Origin of the sequence: Mangrovicella endophytica (genome assembly GCF_002893625.1) — a bacterium.
In the GTDB taxonomy this organism is placed as follows: Bacteria; Pseudomonadota; Alphaproteobacteria; order Rhizobiales; family Rhizobiaceae; genus Mangrovicella; species Mangrovicella endophytica.
The window spans coordinates 1-15,457 of sequence record NZ_PKMZ01000021.1; the positions used below are offsets into that span (position 1 = coordinate 1).

A 15,457-nucleotide genomic window follows, 5' to 3' on the forward strand; every position below is an offset into this window, starting at 1 on the left:
CCGGAGAGGTGGCAGAGTGGTTGAATGCACCGCACTCGAAATGCGGCATACGGGCAACCGTATCGGGGGTTCGAATCCCCCCCTCTCCGCCAAGATCATGATTCCGATCAGAGATTTAACCTGCCGGAAGCCGCTGAACGCCAGCTAGGCTGCATCGCTCCGAGCGTGCCGGCGCGCAATGAGCCACGACCGCGGCACGATGAGGATTTTGCGCGTTCTGCTCAGACGGCGCGCCGGGCAATCTCAAAGGCGTCCCGGAGCCAAACTACAAACTTCCTCTGGACAGTTTGGTCAGCGAGAACGCCGGGTTGGAAGGACGGGAAGCCCCTAAGGTTCTCCGTCGTCAGCGTCCCTACCACGTCCTTCAATGCGTCGAGTAAGCCCTGACGAACACCTTCGTCCGCGAGCGACGGACGTTTGTATAGCCAACGCAGAGAGAAGGAGATTCCGCTTCTGCTCGGCCAAAGGTGCATGAGATAGATCGGCCTGCCGTCGTCGCTCCGCGTGCTTGCGATGACGGATCCTTGCTGTCTCGCGACCAGCACCTCGCCACCAACCTCCTCTACGCACCGAGTGAACCCCTGTGCGCCTGCCGCCGCAATCTCTCCCATAGGTGCAATGTGCTGCTTAATCCAACCGTCGACGGTCAGCGGCTCGAGGGTTCGAGACTGGCGCTTGGTTGCTGCGGCGCGTTCCGTCTCCCCTATGATACGGGGGCTAAGTGTCTCCACACCGCTGTCATCAGCGAACCATCGCAGCTCCACCGCTCGGACGTCGGCTCGCATCTGCTCGTTCAGAAATTCGACTACGCGTGCCAATTCGCGCGGAATCTCATCTGCTACAAACACGAGCTTGATCCGTCCGGCCGTAAAGTTCGCGTCCACCTGATCCCAGAACTCGGCAGCGTCGCGCTCGCCAATGAATTCTGAGAGCAGTTGCTCAGCATTGTTCCCTTCAAGCCGCGCCGTCTGTTCGAAGCTCTCTGCAACACGACCAGCTTGCCAGTAAGCTGTCGCGTTCGCGGCATAGTCGAGCATCTGGCCGACGACCTCGCGTCTTAGTCGCGTGTCGACCGCGCGCTTCAACTCAACCAGCACCGGAATAGCGTCGCGCGTAACTAAGAGGTGGTCGAGTGACCACCGACCGTAGCCGCCTTCGGCATCCGAGATCGCCTGCTCACGTTTGATGAGCAGAAGGTCCCCGTCGCCGTCAGTGATAAGTTCCGGATACCGCGCGACGAGCATCTGCATCCGGTCCTCGTTTTCGGGCGCCGAGGGCTTCATTCTACGCAACCCTCCGGCCTGATCGACCATGTAGAGGATACCTTGAGCCATCCGTGCACCTCGAAGCCGCTACTTGCTACCCGCATTACGGCTTAACAAACGTCCTCGCTGCGCACCATTCTTGGGCCGCACTACCCGGTCCTGCTCACGGAAAGCTGCCGTGCCCCCGCCTGTAGCACAAGCACAAGGACGCTCGGCTATTAGGATCATCCGAGCTTGTCCCACGTGTCCGACTGGCGCCCGCCGAATTTCATCCGTTCAAATGCAGGGAGATGACTCTTCTTGGTCGAGGGGAAAGCATCCTTGGCATCGATCAGCCGGCATCCTAGGCAGAAGCATCGCGCTGCGGTTGTATTCTCTTTCTGGAGCCCGAGGTGCCCTTCTCTCTTCGCGCCTTCACAAAGCCCCTCCTCACTGCAGCGATCGCCCTCGCCTCAACGATGCCTGGCGCCCACGCTGACCTATTCACGCGGGCCGAAGCCGAGTTCGTCATCAACCAGGCGGCACCGCGCTGGCTCTTGGACGCGGACAACCATCATCTGACAGTGGAGCGGCTTCGCTTGCCACGCCATGAGGGCGAGATGGGCGTGGCCTGTGGCCCCATTCTGCCAATCGGGTCGCCTCGCATCAACGACGGAAAGCAGAGCTACTGGAGCACTCTGCAGCTTCAGGACGGCAAGCTGATCGCCGGTGTGATTGGAGGTTTCTACATGCCCGTTGGGGAGCTTCTCGCCGACTCCCTCTGTCAGTAGCCGGGATTATCCTTGGCACCGCTGTGCCGGCCTCCTACGCAATCTCAATGGCAACCACCGGAGATTGCAATGGCGACGGTTCGTAAGCTGAGGGGCCGCTGGCAGGCACAGGTCCGTCGTCGGGGGATGAAGCCGCGGGCGAAGTCCTTTGACAGCAAGTCCGAGGCCGAGCGCTGGGCGCGAGAGCTGGAGGCCCAGGTCGACCGATTTGGTTCTGCGCCAGATACGAAGATCCTCGAGACGACGACGCTGCACGATCTCCTCCTGCGCTATCAGGCGGAAGTCACGCCGAAGAAGCGTGGCTGCGTGCAGGAGAGCCAGCGCATCGACGTGCTCCTCCGGCACGACATTGCACACCGGACGCTGATCGGCCTCGCCGCTTCGGACTTCAGCTCATATCGCGACGAGCGTCTGTTGACCGTCAGTCCCGCGACCGTGCTCCGCGAGATCGCGATCCTGAGCCACGTCCTTGAGGTGGCGATCCGGGACTGGAGCTACCCGCTCGCACGCAACCACGCCAAAGTCATCCGCCGTCCGCAGGTCAACAATGCCCGAGAGCGCCGCCTGCACGGTGACGAGGAGCAGCGCCTGCTCGCCGCCTGCGAGACTGGACGCACACCGTGCCTCCATTCGCTCATAGTGGTCGCCAGCGAGTCAGGAATGCGCCGTGGCGAGCTTTTGGGGCTTCGATGGAGGGACGTAGCCCTGGACCGCCGGATCGCGTCCTTGGGCCTTACAAAGAACGGCACCGCTAGGCAGGTGCCGCTGACGACACGAGCCGTCGAGGCGCTGCGCTCACTCTTGGTAGATGCACCAATAGATGTCGATACATCTAGGTCCGAGGCGAAGGTCTTCCCGATCTCTCCCGGCGCGCTGGAGCAGGCTTGGCGGCGTTTGTGCGCACGGGCAGGCGTCGAGGGCCTGCGCCTCCACGATCTACGTCACGAGGCCGTCAGCCGCCTCTTTGAGCGTGGCCTCAACGTCGTAGAGGTATCTACGATCAGCGGCCACAAGGAGCTGCGGATGTTGAAGCGGTATGCTCATCTCGATGCCGAGGATCTCGTCAGTCGAGTCGGCTGATCGACGGCGGTATTCCGCCTTGCACCAGCAACCTCGACCGCAGGTCGATCTGCAGTGGCGGAAAAGTTTTTGGAGCAACGTTGGCTCTCGTGCGCTATACTACGCAGGCACACAGATGGGTCATGCGGCAGGGGCTTTGTCAGCCCCTGCCGAACCATATTAGCATCGTGAGAAGGGTGGACGGGAACATGACCGTCCCCATCAGGCCAGCTAAAGCCGACCGGAGAATTGCAGCGCTCGCTCCCCGATGGAGAACATCGGACGCCCGCTTGCAGTGTGTGCCGTAGGGTGTCAGCCCTAGAAATACAGCCAAAAGACAGCGCTCTGTGAAAAGCCGGAAGGCCGGCAACCACATCGCTGAACACACGTCGGTCGAGTGATGAGAGCCGCGTGTGAAGAACTACCGCTTCGGCGGTAGCGACCGAGATGATCGAAAGATCGGGTTTCGGAGGTTACGGGGCGGGAATGATCTCCACCGCGCCGGCTTGACTAGCCTAGCCTCTTCCATACCCCTGCCAAACGCAGGACGAAGCCCCTTGTAGGACACGGCAGGCCTGTCGCCTCTGTTGTTCTACAGGGGGAAAGTCCCAGACCTCCGCAGGGACATCAAACTCCTTATGCCTGCAGATGATGCAAGGCTTGAACTACTAAGCAAGCAATCAGATCGAGAAACCGAGCGAAGCGAGGTTTCCCCGAGGCGAAGCCGAGGGTGTTTAGGCCCTTACCGCTTGCTTATGCGAAGTAGCCAGTAGAAGACGAACTGCCTGCTGCAAGATCACAGAGGCCGATCGCTCCGAGGAAAGGTATCACTCTCTGCCAGCCCTCTGAAGCGAAGTCCTAGATTGACGCCTTATAGAGGTGAGCCCTGCTCCGGGTGTCTGCCTGCTTCGGCTTAACGGAACCGGTCCTCCGACTTAACGCCGTTAAGTCACCGCACGTCAGAAATAGCCCTTTTGAGCCGCTTTTCGTTATTTCTGACTTAACGAAACTTAACGATTAGCCTTTTCGGCGGCGATTTTGCTCCAGCCATTAAGTCGGAGGTGTAGGTATTCTGGGCCTCCAAGCATCGAAATAGTTCCAGACACATGGCCCGGCGCTGTGCTCGCGTCGTTGCGGCATTCCCGATCCGGTCTTCCACGGTGAAGGGCGGCCGGCGGACCCAAGCCTCGTCAGCCAAGGATACATCAGATACAGCAGCATGGGATCAACACAGCCGCCTTACGAGGAGAGAGCCTTGGATATCGAGAAGCGCTCGCCACGCCTCGCGGTGCTGATCGATGCCGACAACGCCTCTGCAAAGATCGCGGATGGCCTCTTCGAGGAAATCGCCAAGATCGGAGAAGCCAGCGTCCGCCGGATCTATGGGGACTTCTCCAGCTCTCGGTCGAAGGCCTGGGCGGACGTGCTGTCGCGCTACGCCATCATTCCGCAGCAGCAGTTCGCCTACACCACGGGGAAGAACGCATCCGACATCACGCTGGTGATCGATGCGATGGACCTCATGCACAGTGGCCGCTTTGATGGCTTCTGCCTTGTCTCGTCAGACAGCGACTTCACGCGACTGGCCGCACGTATCCGCGAGCAGGGTATAGACGTTTACGGCTTCGGCGAGCAGAAGACGCCCGAGAGCTTCCGGCAAGCCTGCCGCCGTTTCATCTACACTGAGAACCTTCTGCCGGAGGCTCCGGCAACAAACGAGGGACAGGGGAAGCCCCTCGCCTCGCTGGCTCATGCGAGCCGCATCCTCAATCGCATCATCGCCGACATCGAGAGCGAGGATGGATGGATCACCCTCGGCCATCTCGGGAGCCAGCTTTCGAACATCGCTCCCGACTTCGACCCGCGCACATACGGCTTCAAGAAACTGAGCGACCTCGTCCGCAAGATCAAGACACTCGAGCTCGATGGATCGGACGGACGTCATCTGCGCGTTCGGGTGAAGCAGGGGTGATGACCTTCCCTCTATCAGCGACAACGCCACGCCCGTGATCAGCGGCTGCCGAATGCCATTGGCAGCACGCCAAGCTGGCGGCATCTTCAGGCCAACACGCCCTCGCCATTATAGAGACTCACCACCGCGCATCTGAGGATTGAGGTAGGTTGTTAGCGAATTGCCTGATGAAGCGCGCCAGCGAGCATCCTTGAGTCAACCAGAGCATATGCTGCGCTTGATCTCGGCCGGAACGCTTGTGACCCCATGCCGAGCACGGAAGTGACCCTAACCTCAGAACCCGTGTTCGTCCCACGCCCTCACCAGCTTCAAGCCCGCGACGCCATCCTTGCGGCACGGCAGCGTGGGCGGCCCGGTTTTCTGCTCGGCGATCTCACCGGGCTCGGCAAGACGCTGTCGGCGTGGTCCGCCATCGCGGCCATGCCGGACCCTGAGGTGCTGATCGTCTGCCCGAAGGGTGCGATCCCGCAGTGGCGACGCACGATCGCCGGCTCTCCGGCGACCGGCAAGGCCATCACGATCATCAACTTCGAGCGCACGAAGTCGCTGATGGCGGCGCCAGCCGTCAGCAACAAGCGTTCGACGCGCGCCAAGAACAACGAGCTTGCCAAACTCGGCACCCTCAAGCGGCACTGGCCGCTGGTGGTGATCGACGAGAGCCACCGCATCCGCAATCCCGCCTCGCAGCAGGGCCAGGTCTGCCGTCATCTCGCGGCGGCCGCCGCGTTCACGATCTACATGAGCGCCACGGCCGGGCAATCGCCGCACGAACTGTCCTATCTCGGCAAGCTCCTCGCCCTCGCCTCGAGCGGTTCGACCGGCAACATGGACGAGTTCCGGGCGCTGATGAAGAGGCTGAAGATCGGCCGGCCGAAGGGCCGCTGGAAGAACTGGAGCTGGGAGCCGAACGAGGGGGACCAGCAGGTCATGGCGGCGCTGCTCTACAAGGGCGAGAACGCCATCGGCCTGCGGCGTCGGCCCGAAGAGATCGCCGGCTGGCCGGAAGTGCAGCGGGAGCTCGCGCCCACAGCGCTCGATCTCCCGGCGCAACGCCTTTACGACGCAACGTGGCGCGAGTTCCGCCGTGAGCTCGGCCTTGCCGGCGGATCGACGCGGCGCCCGACCGGCTGGGCCGCGGACCTGCGCTTTCGCCAGAAGGCCAGCCTCATCCGCGTGAAGGGCACGACGGACTTCGCCGACGATCTCCTCGACAATGGTCAGCAGGTGGCGATCTCGGTCGCCTTTCTGGAGACGAGCGCGATGCTTGCCGAAGCGCTGCGCGGCCACGGCTGGCGCGTCGGCGAGATCAATGGCGAGCAGGCGGGTGACGCCAACGAGACGACCCGGATCGCCTTCCAGACCGCGCAGCTGGACGTGGTGATCTTCACCGTCACGGAATCGATCTCGCTGCACCAGGGCGAGATGGCCGGCGGGGATCGGGAGCGCTCGCTCGTCGTCCACGACATGCGTCACAGCGCGATCCAGCTGCAGCAGATCGAAGGACGCTGTCATCGCGACGGTCAGCGCGCGGTGATCTACTACACCTATGCCGAGGGCACGATCGAGGAAACGATCGCCGGCATCGTCATCGCCCGCATGGCAGTGATGGACGGCATGGCCGGCGACGACACGGCGCTGCTGGAGGCCATCGCCCGAGAGCTGCAGCTTGCTGCGCGACAGCAGCTAAACCCGTTGTAGTCGACAGTGTTGTGCAAGCAGCTTCGATAACTGACTTACAGACGGCCGGTCAGCTCCCCTTAGTTGCTGCGAAGCGCCCAACCAGACTGACGATCCCCCGTCTGATAGAAGTGACGCACCCTCTTAATGAACTCTTTAAAATCTGCGTTTTCTTTGACGAGCCGGTCGCAGGTAGTCCAGTCGATAATTAGCCTCTCGCGCGCCGGTATGAGCACCTGGCTTTCCGATGGATTTCTCTCATTGAGCTGGATAAGGCCAACGCCATGAAGAGCATATAACATCCGAAGCTCTTGCATTGTATCCACCCCCTCGATACTAGACGCGACAAGATATGCGTAGTTCGACCACGTTGAGTTCGAGACAGCTTGGAAATATGCCTCTCGGACATTTGATCTATTTATAAGGCGCTTAACCTCGGCTGACCAGAGCCGAGCCCGCGGGTCTCCAGTCTGACTAATGCACTCCTTGAGCTCTCTGTCCCAACCTCGTGTGAGATCTTCAATTCCGACCACGTCGGGATAAAGCCATCTGTTGCCATTCGGCCCGCGCTTATTGGAGGACCGATGCTCATCGATTCGCATAAGATCTACGGAGAATTCTGTTGCAAGATAATCACCCAATAGCGGGTAGAGACTGTGCTCCGAAACTATTTCGCCATCCGATTTAAGCGATTCTAAGTTTGCAAGCGGCAATATTGCGTCCAATGACGCCGCGTTAGCCTCGGCGACTTCCGTCTCAGGGCTCTTATCTGACCAATAGAAATCGCGGGGACGCCCCTCCGTAACACGAACCTGCGGATACTTCCTCTGAATAGCTGGACGAAGGGCACTGATCTCTGCAACGATCTGCTGGATCAGATCCGCATCCGAATGCAAGGCGGCACTCTTCGCCTTCTTGGCTTCGCACACATCAGGAAATCGCTCGAAAATTAATTCAGCCAGCTCGCGCGCCTTCAGACGCCGATCAGGGAACTCTTTAAGTATTTCCGGAACTGTTTTGGTGAGCTGAAGAGTGGGGCCAGACATATTAGCTAGTCGTAGGTCTCGTCGTTTGGATGTAGCTCCGAGCGTGCCATGCTCACGCTCGGAATCACAGGGTCATTCGCGCTATCGGTAGTCAGTTACAGCTCGTAAGGGCAGCTTGATCGCTTCCCAAGCCAAACAGCCCTGGGTAATGTTCGCGGATGAACCACAACCCCTTCCATCCAGAGGATCAAGCACGGTCGAAGATCGATCGGCAGTTGATAGCGAGCGGGTGGCTTGTGCAATCGCGATCGGAGATGAACCTCGGTGCAGGTCAGGGCGTCGCCGTCCGCGAGTTCCAGACGGCTTCCGGCCCCGTTGACTATGCCCTGTTTGTTGGCCGGCGGCTTTGCGGCGTTGTCGAAGCCAAGGCCGAGGGGGCGACGCTGTCCGGGTTCTCGGATCAAGCTGCCCGCTACATCCACGACATGCCGGGGCATCTCATCCGCGAGGAAAGCCAAGTCCGTTTCGAATACGTCGCCTCCGGGACCGAGATCCTGTTTCGGGATCACGCCGACCCTGACGCTTCATCGCGCCGCGTCTTCGCCTTTCACAGGCCTGAGACGCTCGGGCTCTGGTTACGCGAAGCGAAGACCATCCGCGCGCGCCTCCAGCACATGCCGGAGTTGGTCAAAGATGGCCTGCGCGACTGTCAGATCGACGCGGTGACCAGCCTTGAGGACTCCCTTGCGACGAACCAGCCCCGCGCCCTGGTTCAGATGGCGACAGGCGCGGGCAAGACCTTTGCGGCTGCGACATTGAGCTATCGCTTGCTTGCACATGCAGGCTTCAAGCGCATTCTCTTCCTGGCCGACCGAGCTAATCTCGTCCGTCAGGCGCGGGACGAGTATCTCGCCTATAGGCCCCCCGGCACCGGGCGCTCCTTCTCCGAAATCTACAATGTCCAGAAGCTGGGCTCGGCCGGCCTCGACAACAATGCGCAGGTGGTCGTCTCCACCATCCAGCGGGTCTATGCGGCGCTGACCGGAAGCGAACTCGCCGAAGAGGACGAAGAAGCATCCGCCTTCGAAGCTGTGGGAAGAGAACAGGAGCGCCTCGTCTCCTACAATCCTGCGATGCCGATCGAGAGTTTCGACCTCGTCATCACCGACGAATGCCATCGCTCGATCTACGGCACCTGGCGGCAGGTGCTCGAATATTTCGACGGCTTCGTCGTTGGGCTGACGGCCACGCCTTCGCTTCATACGCTCGGCTTCTTCGGCCGAAATCTGGTGGCGCAATATCCTTATGAGCGCTCGGTCGCCGACGGCGTCAACGTCGACTTCGAAATCTTCCGCATTCGAACGGAGATCGGCGAGCGGGGATCTGTCGTCGAAGCCGGATATGATCTCCCCGTGCGCGATAAGCGCACGCGGGCCGAGCGCTACGAGACGCTGACGGAGGATTTCGCCTATACGGCGCGCCAGCTCGATCGCACGGTCGTCGTGCCGAACCAGATCCGCACCGTGCTGGAAACGTTTCGGGATTCCTTGTTCAGCGAACTATTCCCCGATCGAAAGGACGTGCCGAAAACCCTGATCTTCGCCAAGGATGATCACCACGCCGAGGAAATCGTCGCACTCGTTCGTGAGGTCTTCAGCAAGGGCGACGATTTTGCCAAGAAGATCACTTACAAGATCGACAGAGCTGATCCCGAGCAGCTGATCCGAGCGTTTCGCAACGACTACAACCCGCGTATAGCAGTGACGGTCGACATGATCGCGACCGGCACCGACGTGAAGCCGATCGAGGTGCTGATCTTCCTGCGCGATGTCCGATCCGAGCTCTATTTCGAGCAGATGAAGGGCCGCGGAGCGCGAACGATCAACCCAGAAAAGCTGCGCCAGGTCACACCCGATGCGAGAGCGAAGACCCGCTTCGTGCTGATCGACGCGGTTGGTGTCTCCGAGAGCCTTAAGACCATTGCGGAGCCGCTCGAACGCAGGCGCTCGGTCTCCTTCGACAAGCTGATCGACGAGATCGCGGCCGGCCGGCGCGACGACGATTCCTTCGCAACCTTAGCCGCCCGCTTGTCCTCGCTGAATCGGCGTGTCAGCGAGAGAGACCACGCCGCAATCGTTGCGGCGACAGGCGGCCTGAGTCTGACGGATCTCGCCGGTCGCATGCTTGACGCGATCGATCCGGACACGCTGGCTCATCTCACCAAGGAAGCCACGGATCAGGAGCGGCAGGATCTTCGCTACGTGGCTAACGATCGCGCGGCCATGCTGTTTGACGATCCGAAGTTGCGCAATCTCCTGAAGGAAGCGAAGGCTGCCGCCGATATCCGCATCGACACAGTTTCGGTGGATTCCATCGTTTCCTCCGGCTGGGACGAGCAGCGGGCCAGCGACGCGGTCGCTCGCTTTCGGCAATTCCTGGAGGAGAAGAGCGACGCGCTGATCGCGCTTAAGATCCTCTACCATCGCCCATACGCCCAGAAGCGCCTGAGCTATGAGGCGGTGAACGAACTGCGCGATGCACTGAGGCGTCCGCCTTGGCTGCTGGAACCGGTCGACATCTGGCGGGCCTACAAGCGCCTTGACGCAGACGCCGTTCGGGGCAATGCGGCGGGAACGCTGGCAGACATCGTTATGCTCGTGCGTTATGCCCTCGGCGAAACGCAATCGCTCGAACCGCTCTCGTCTCTCGTCGCCGGCCGCTTCAATCTCTGGCTTGGCCGCGAAGCGAAGGCAGGACGCAGCTATAGTGAGGAGCAGCGGGCCTGGCTTTCCGCAATTCGCGACCATCTGGCGGTCAACATCGAGATCCGGCCGGAGGATGTGATGGAGGCGCCGGAATTTGCCGCTCGCGGGGGGCTCATCCGCGCGCGCGCGCTGTTCGGCGCGGGGTTGCCTAGCCTGCTCTATGAACTGACGGAAGTGCTGGTCGCGTAATGGACCCAATGGAAGTCGAGGCGCATCCCCACCTCGCGGCGGATGGGGCGTCGGGCCTGCCCACCGGTTGGTGCTGGACAGATCTCCGAACGGTCCTGCCGTTGAACTACGGAAAAGCACTCCCTGAACGATCGCGCAGTTCGTGCGGAAGCTTTCCGGTAATAGGCTCTAGCGGGGTCGTGGGGTCGCATGAGGAAGCCCTTGCCCCCGCGCGTTGTATCATTGTGGGAAGAAAGGGTTCGGCAGGGTCCGTTTTTATCTCCGAAAGGCCATCATGGCCCATCGACACAGCATACTACACAGCCGGAACACCCGCAGTTCATTTACGCTATGGATATTGGTATCTTACGTATAGAAAACTTGAACAACTAGATCAATCGACAGCGATCCCAAGTCTAAGTCGAGACATATACGATGTGCAGAAAATTCCCGTTCCTCCTCTCGCCGAACAGCGCCGGATAGCCGAGCGGATCGATGCCTTGTTTGCCGAGATCGCAGAAGGGGAAGCGAGCCTGCACGAAGCCAAAATCGGGCTGGAGGTCTTGCGGCGTTCGCTGCTGAAGGCCGCCGTGACAGGAGAGCTGACTCGCGAATGGCGCGAAACGAACATGCCAGCTGAAACGGGTCGCGATCTCCTTAAGCAGATCAGGGCGGAACGGTCTGCCGGAAAATTGAAGAGCGCGCGACGCAAGCGCGCGATGAATGCTCGGCCGCTCGAAGTGCTGGATCTGCCAGAATTACCTAGTAATTGGGCATGGAGCACTATCCGAGACATCGCAGATGTCATAGGCGGACTTACGAAGAACCCTGCCCGCGAGAAGATGTCGGATCGAGCTCCCTACTTGAGAGTTGCAAACGTTCAGGCAGGCAGCCTCGATCTTTCAGAAATGAAAAAGATCGGCGTCACCTCTGATGATCGAAAGCGAGCCTCTCTACGGCGCGATGACCTTCTGATTGTTGAGGGAAATGGCAGTATTGATCAAATCGGCCGATGCGCGCTTTGGCGCGAGGAGATCCAGGGTTGCGTGCACCAGAACCACATCATCAAGGCCCGTTTTGTTCGGCAACCGCTATCCGAGTGGTCTCTCAACTGGCTTCTGGCTCCACATGGACGCCAGGCAATTCAAGCAGTTGCCGCATCAACGTCAGGACTTCATACGCTGAGCATCAGCAAGATCGAGGCGTTGCCCGTCCCTGTCGGACCACTTTCAGAAATCGCTCTAATCCTGCGTGTGATCAAGGATTCACTCGATGTCATAGACGAAACGCTAGAATCAATTGGATCAGAGGAGACGAACGCTGCACGCCTTCGTCAGGCCGTCTTGAAGTTTGCCTTCGAAGGCAAGCTCTTGCCCCAAAACCCTAACGACGAGCCGGCTTCCACGCTTCTCGACCGCATCACGCGCGATCACCCAAAACCCTCCACATGGCGGCGCGGACGCAAATCCAAGACCGGAGCCAAGCGAAAAGCATGACGCGCCACACCATCGAGGCTTCCGAGAAGCCGATCCTCGACATCTTCTGCGACAAGTATCTTTTTCGCATCCCCTCCTACCAGCGTCCTTATGCCTGGACGACCGAGCAGGCGAGCGAGCTCTTGGATGACATCCGCACCGCCTGCGGCCATAGCGGCGCCGTCGCCGACGCCAGCCCCTATTTTCTCGGCAGCATCGTCTTGATAAAGGATCCGCAGGACCCGGAAGCGGATGTTGTCGACGGGCAGCAGCGGCTAACGACGCTGACAATCCTGCTCGCCGTGCTGCGCGATCTTTCCGACTCGAAGATCGGGGCGGCCATACACGGCTATGTCTGCCAGGCCGGCGACCCGATCAAAGATACGGCGGACGTCTTCCGACTTACGACGGGCAAGCGTCACGTAGACTTCTTTCGGAAATCGATCCAGACGATCGGCGCCACGAACGGCTTGCCAGACTGGCGGCAATTCAAGGATGCCCCGGCCCGGATGGTCGAGAACGCCGCGTTCTTGCGGGAGAAGCTGCAGGCCCTGTCGGAGGATGAGCGGCGTCGGCTGACTATGTATCTCGCGCAGCGATGCTATCTGGTCGTCGTCTCAGCCTCGGACCCGGAATCGGCCTTCCGAGTATTTTCCGTCATGAATTCCCGCGGCCTCGATCTATCCCCGTCCGACATCTTCAAGGCAGAAATTATCGGCGCGCTGTCGCCCCACCTGCAGGATGCCTATACGCAGAAGTGGGAGGATCTGGAGGATGCGCTAGGGCGCCTGCGCTTCGCCGAGCTCTTCGGTCACATCCGAACGATTCATCGCAAACAGAAGATGCAGGGGACCCTTATCGCCGAGTTCCACGAACACGTGCATACCCGTCTGCAGCCGGCAAACTTCATCGACGATGAACTCACCCCCTATGCCGACGCCTACGAAGAGATTACCGACCGGGCATTTCAAAGCTACAAGAATGCCGATGCAATCAATCGCCAGCTCACCCACCTCTCCAGGCTCGACAACTTCGATTGGCAGCCTGCAGCGATTGAGGTCGTCGCCCGCCAGCGCAGTGATCCCGACTTCATCCTGCGTTTCCTCTGCGATCTCGAACGTCTCGCCTATGGCATGTTCCTCATGCGCAGCGACGCCTCTGAGCGCATTCGCCGCTATGGCCGACTGCTCACCGCGATCCAGGCCGGCGAAGATGTCTTCGCCGATGCTTCGCCGCTACAATTGACGAACGACGATAAGCGCGCTGTTCGCGCAGCGCTTTCTGGCGACATCTATACGGTGACGCGGATCAGGCTCCCGCTACTTTTGCGCCTGGACGAACTACTGTCCGGCGGCAGCGCCGTCTACGACACGCCCATTATCAGCGTCGAGCACGTCCTGCCGCAGAACCCGCGGACAGGGAGTCAATGGCTTCAAGACTTTCCGGACGAAGACGAACGGGCGAGATGGGTCCATAAGCTTGCGAACCTAGTGCTATTGACCCATCGTAAGAACTCGCAGGCAAGCAACTATGATTTCGCTGAAAAGAAGCAGAAATATTTTTCAACAAAATCAGGTATTGCTAATTTTGCATTGACCAGCACTGTGCTCTCCGAGAGCGCTTGGACAAAAGGCACACTTCAGAAGCGTCAGACCGATCTAACCGATGCGATTGAAACACTTTGGCGCTTGAAATAAGTCTCGAAAATGAAATCTCAATCGATCGTTGCCAAGGTCTGGGGCTTTGCGCATGTGCTGCGCGATCAAGGCATTTCATACCAAGCCTATATCAGCCAAATCTCCTATCTGCTCTTCCTCAAGATGGATGACGAGCGGGTGAGCCTGATCGGCGAGGCCTCGATGCTTCCTGACGGCTATCGATGGTTGGACATCAGAGATCTGTCGGGCGAGCAGCTTGGCATCGCCTATACAAAGCTGCTGGAGAAGCTTTCCAAGCAGAGCGGCATTATTGGCACGATCTTTCTCAAAGCGCAGAACGAGATCCAGGACCCGGCCAAGCTAAAGCGTCTTGTCGGCCTGATTGATGGCGAGACGTGGCTCGGCCTCTCAGTCGATGTCAAAGGCGACATCTATGAAGGCCTCCTTGCTCGCAACGCCGAGGACGTGAAATCTGGCGCTGGCCAATACTTTACACCGCGAGCGGTAATCGACGCCATGGTTGAGGTCGTCGATCCGGCGCCTACTAAGACGATTCATGATCCTGCCTGCGGGACGGGTGGCTTCCTCCTCGCTGCCTGGGAGCACATGAAACGGCGCCCTGAGGCGCGAAACAAGGCGGTTTATTCTAAGCTAAAGGACAAGTTCTCGGGTATCGACATCGTGCCGGAGGTCGTGCGCCTGGCAGCGATGAACCTCTATCTTCATGGCATCACCGGCGTCGACTCGATTGTCGAGCAGAAGGACGCGCTGCTCGGAGCAGGCGTCAAAACTTACGACATCGTTCTCGCCAATCCGCCCTTTGGCAAGAAGCAAAGCTTTCGGATTATCGGTGCGGATGGCGAGATCGACACCGAGCGCGAGGATTATGATCGGCCGGACTTCTTCGTCACGACGTCTAACAAGCAGCTCAACTTCCTCCAGCACATCATGTCCGTGCTCGCGCCAGACGGGAGAGCCGCGGTGGTTTTGCCGGACAACGTGCTGTTCGAAGGCGGTGCCGGCGAGACCGTTCGGCACAGGCTCCCGAAGAGCTTCGACTTTCACACGCTTCTGCGCCTGCCGACCGGCATCTTCTATAAGCAGGGCGTGAAGGCGAACGTCCTGTTCTTCGACAAGAAGCCTCCATCGGACGCCGCCGCAACGGAGGTGCTCTGGGTCTACGACCTGCGCACCAACAAGCGCTTTACACTGAAAGAGCGTCCGCTTACCCGCGTCGACCTCGACGACTTCGTCACAAGATACCAGTCCGAGAATCGGCATAATCGTCACGAGAGTGAACGCCTCAAAGCTTATCCGGTTGAGACCCTTCTCGCGCGCGATAAGGTCAATCTTGACCTGTTCTGGCTCAAGGACGACTCTCTCGAAGATCCCGCTCTCCTGCCGCCGCCGGACGAAGTGGCGGCCGAGGTCGTCGACAGCCTTGAACGAGCGCTGGAGAAGTTTCGCGGGGTGGCGAAGGCGCTCGGCGTATCAGAACCTCAGTAGCTATGGAGACAAATGGTCCTTCAGCGGCGAAATCATGCGGCACGTGAGCGGCGCGCTTAGCCGGTGCTTATTTCTGCGCGCGCGCATCCCTTTGATATGAGAGCCGCGCGCCCAGAAGGCGCCGACCATGCCATGGCAGGATGCAGACGGCCCCGC

At 59.9% G+C, this 15,457-nt stretch carries 10 protein-coding genes and 1 tRNA gene; 9 read left to right on the forward strand and 2 right to left on the reverse strand.

From position 1 onward, the window contains the following. Window positions 1-2 precede the first annotated feature (2 nt). Window positions 3-92, forward strand: a tRNA-Ser gene (locus tag C0R46_RS20465). A 129-nt stretch (window positions 93-221) separates the two neighbouring features. On the opposite strand, the gene C0R46_RS20470 is transcribed toward C0R46_RS20465, so the two are convergent. Next, the gene (locus C0R46_RS20470; RefSeq protein WP_102961532.1) at window positions 222-1,334 is read right to left on the reverse strand and encodes a hypothetical protein; all 1,113 of its coding nucleotides are present in this window, start codon (window positions 1,332-1,334) and stop codon (window positions 222-224) included. Between the two features lie 323 nt (window positions 1,335-1,657). Between C0R46_RS20470 and C0R46_RS20475 the strand changes: the two genes are divergently transcribed. The 4 genes from C0R46_RS20475 (at window position 1,658) to C0R46_RS20490 (ending at window position 6,764) form a co-directional block, all read left to right on the forward strand. After that, the gene (locus C0R46_RS20475) at window positions 1,658-2,035 is read left to right on the forward strand and encodes a hypothetical protein (RefSeq protein WP_102961533.1); all 378 of its coding nucleotides are present in this window, start codon (window positions 1,658-1,660) and stop codon (window positions 2,033-2,035) included. Window positions 2,036-2,104: 69 nt separating this feature from the next. After that, window positions 2,105-3,115 (forward strand): site-specific integrase, encoded by a 1,011-nt coding sequence (locus tag C0R46_RS20480; RefSeq protein WP_102961534.1) that lies wholly within the window; start codon window positions 2,105-2,107, stop codon window positions 3,113-3,115. Window positions 3,116-4,349: 1,234 nt separating this feature from the next. After that, window positions 4,350-5,066, forward strand: a complete 717-nt coding sequence (locus C0R46_RS20485; RefSeq protein WP_102961535.1) for an NYN domain-containing protein — start codon at window positions 4,350-4,352, stop codon at window positions 5,064-5,066. A 246-nt stretch (window positions 5,067-5,312) separates the two neighbouring features. Beyond that, the gene (locus C0R46_RS20490; RefSeq protein ID WP_102961536.1) at window positions 5,313-6,764 is read left to right on the forward strand and encodes an SNF2-related protein; all 1,452 of its coding nucleotides are present in this window, start codon (window positions 5,313-5,315) and stop codon (window positions 6,762-6,764) included. 59 nt (window positions 6,765-6,823) lie between these two features. Here C0R46_RS20490 and C0R46_RS20495 read toward each other — a convergent pair whose 3' ends face one another. Beyond that, window positions 6,824-7,789 carry a COG2958 family protein gene (locus tag C0R46_RS20495; protein WP_102961537.1) on the reverse strand — a complete coding sequence of 322 codons (966 nt, stop codon included), beginning with the start codon at window positions 7,787-7,789 and terminating at the stop codon, window positions 6,824-6,826. 254 nt (window positions 7,790-8,043) lie between these two features. On the opposite strand from C0R46_RS20495, the gene C0R46_RS20500 reads away from it, so the two are divergent. Genes C0R46_RS20500 through C0R46_RS20515 form a run of 4 tightly spaced genes read left to right on the forward strand, consistent with a single transcriptional unit; the run spans window position 8,044 to window position 15,301 of the window. Continuing rightward, window positions 8,044-10,683, forward strand: a complete 2,640-nt coding sequence (locus C0R46_RS20500) for a type I restriction endonuclease subunit R (RefSeq protein WP_245413706.1) — start codon at window positions 8,044-8,046, stop codon at window positions 10,681-10,683. A gap of 8 nt (window positions 10,684-10,691) precedes the next feature. Then, window positions 10,692-12,158, forward strand: coding sequence for a restriction endonuclease subunit S (locus C0R46_RS20505; protein ID WP_198598426.1), 1,467 nt, complete (start codon window positions 10,692-10,694; stop codon window positions 12,156-12,158). Then, the gene (locus C0R46_RS20510) at window positions 12,155-13,834 is read left to right on the forward strand and encodes a DUF262 domain-containing protein (RefSeq protein WP_198598427.1); all 1,680 of its coding nucleotides are present in this window, start codon (window positions 12,155-12,157) and stop codon (window positions 13,832-13,834) included. Before C0R46_RS20505 ends, C0R46_RS20510 begins: the two co-directional genes overlap by 4 nt. A gap of 9 nt (window positions 13,835-13,843) precedes the next feature. Next, window positions 13,844-15,301 carry a class I SAM-dependent DNA methyltransferase gene (locus C0R46_RS20515; RefSeq protein WP_102961541.1) on the forward strand — a complete coding sequence of 486 codons (1,458 nt, stop codon included), beginning with the start codon at window positions 13,844-13,846 and terminating at the stop codon, window positions 15,299-15,301. Window positions 15,302-15,457 lie beyond the last annotated feature (156 nt).

Coding starts and splice junctions, on each gene's coding strand:
- C0R46_RS20510 (WP_198598427.1), top strand. CDS start 12,155: ATGACGCGCCACACCATCGAGGCTTCCGAGAAGCCGATCCTCGACATC.
- C0R46_RS20480 (WP_102961534.1), top strand. CDS start 2,105: ATGGCGACGGTTCGTAAGCTGAGGGGCCGCTGGCAGGCACAGGTCCGT.
- C0R46_RS20470 (WP_102961532.1), bottom strand. CDS start 1,334: ATGGCTCAAGGTATCCTCTACATGGTCGATCAGGCCGGAGGGTTGCGT.
- C0R46_RS20495 (WP_102961537.1), bottom strand. CDS start 7,789: ATGTCTGGCCCCACTCTTCAGCTCACCAAAACAGTTCCGGAAATACTT.
- C0R46_RS20505 (WP_198598426.1), top strand. CDS start 10,692: ATGGAAGTCGAGGCGCATCCCCACCTCGCGGCGGATGGGGCGTCGGGC.
- C0R46_RS20500 (WP_245413706.1), top strand. CDS start 8,044: ATGAACCTCGGTGCAGGTCAGGGCGTCGCCGTCCGCGAGTTCCAGACG.
- C0R46_RS20515 (WP_102961541.1), top strand. CDS start 13,844: ATGAAATCTCAATCGATCGTTGCCAAGGTCTGGGGCTTTGCGCATGTG.
- C0R46_RS20490 (WP_102961536.1), top strand. CDS start 5,313: ATGCCGAGCACGGAAGTGACCCTAACCTCAGAACCCGTGTTCGTCCCA.